Source organism: Alcanivorax sp. HI0083, from assembly GCF_001635175.1.
In genome coordinates this window covers 1-1,111 of record NZ_LWFX01000518.1, presented here as the reverse complement: position 1 = coordinate 1,111, position 1,111 = coordinate 1, and the positions used below count along the sequence as shown (strand labels likewise).

Genomic DNA, 1,111 nt, shown 5'->3' with positions numbered 1-1,111 from the left:
GCCCTTTCTGGACGTCTCTGCCACCGCCATTCGTCAGGCCCTGGCAGAAAAAGGGCGCTGCCCGGCACTGGATGACGCCGTGATTACGCATATTCACCGCCACGACCTGTATAATGTGGCGAAACTTACTCCCTTTAATCAATCATGAGGCCCCATGAGCGCTGACACCCCGCTACTGCAACTGGTCATCGACGCCCTGGAAGAAGTCAAAGCCCAAAACATCACTCCACTGGATGTGCGTGAAATCACCAGTGTCGCGGACAACATGGTTATCGCCAGCGGCACCTCCAACCGCCATGTGAAAGCCCTGGCCGACAGCGTGACCGATGCGGCCAAGAACGCCGGCTTCCCGCCCATTGGAACCGAAGGGGAAAACACCGGCGAGTGGATTCTGGTGGACCTGGGCGATGTGATTGTTCATCTGATGTTACCCGCCACCCGCGAGTTCTATGACCTGGAACGGCTGTGGAAGAACCCCCAGCACCACCCGGACCGCGACCAACAGCAAGACTCGTAATCCATGCGCATTGTTCTGCTGGCCATCGGCACCCGCATGCCCGCCTGGGTGACCGAAGGCTACAACGAATACCAGAAGCGCATGCCCCCGGACATGCGCCTGACGCTGGAAGAGATCCCCATGCCCAAACGCGGCAAAGGCGATGCCGGCAGCCAGATTCGCGCGGAAGCGGATGTTCTGCGTAAACGTGTAGAGAAATACCCCGGCGCAAAAATCGTGGCACTGGAAGTCAACGGTCGAGCCCTGGACACCCCTGCACTTAGCCGTAAACTGGGCGAGTTGAAAGACGTGGGCCAGGATCTGGTATTGCTGGTAGGCGGCCCCGATGGCCTGTGCCCGCAACTGTCAGCCAGCGCACATGAGTGCTGGAGCCTCTCGAACCTGACATTGCCACACCCTCTGGTCCGCGTGCTGCTGGCAGAACAGCTGTACCGGGGCTGGACGCTACTGACCGGGCACCCCTATCATCGCTGATCGTTATCGCCTCACACAGACGCCAACATGCGCCGACCATTAACGCTGAAAGACCATCCCCACGAACAGCGCATTTTCAGCGTGCGCCTTGTCGTGGGCGTTTTTCTGGTGCTGCTGCTT

Annotated in this window: 2 protein-coding genes; both read left to right on the top strand. The window is 59.4% G+C overall.

The genetic code is table 11. The features are described from left to right. Positions 1–154: 154 nt before the first annotated feature. Positions 155–517 carry a ribosome silencing factor gene (rsfS, locus tag A3754_RS05360; RefSeq protein WP_063519020.1) on the top strand — a complete coding sequence of 121 codons (363 nt, stop codon included), beginning with the start codon at positions 155–157 and terminating at the stop codon, positions 515–517. Between the two features lie 3 nt (positions 518–520). After that, positions 521–991, top strand: a complete 471-nt coding sequence (rlmH, locus tag A3754_RS05355; RefSeq protein ID WP_063519019.1) for a 23S rRNA (pseudouridine(1915)-N(3))-methyltransferase RlmH — start codon at positions 521–523, stop codon at positions 989–991. Positions 992–1,111: the final 120 nt, after the last annotated feature.

Bases quoted from the DNA above. Each gene is read 5' to 3' on its own strand.
- rsfS (WP_063519020.1), top strand. From the start codon at position 155: ATGAGCGCTGACACCCCGCTACTGCAACTGGTCATCGACGCCCTGGAA.
- rlmH (WP_063519019.1), top strand. From the start codon at position 521: ATGCGCATTGTTCTGCTGGCCATCGGCACCCGCATGCCCGCCTGGGTG.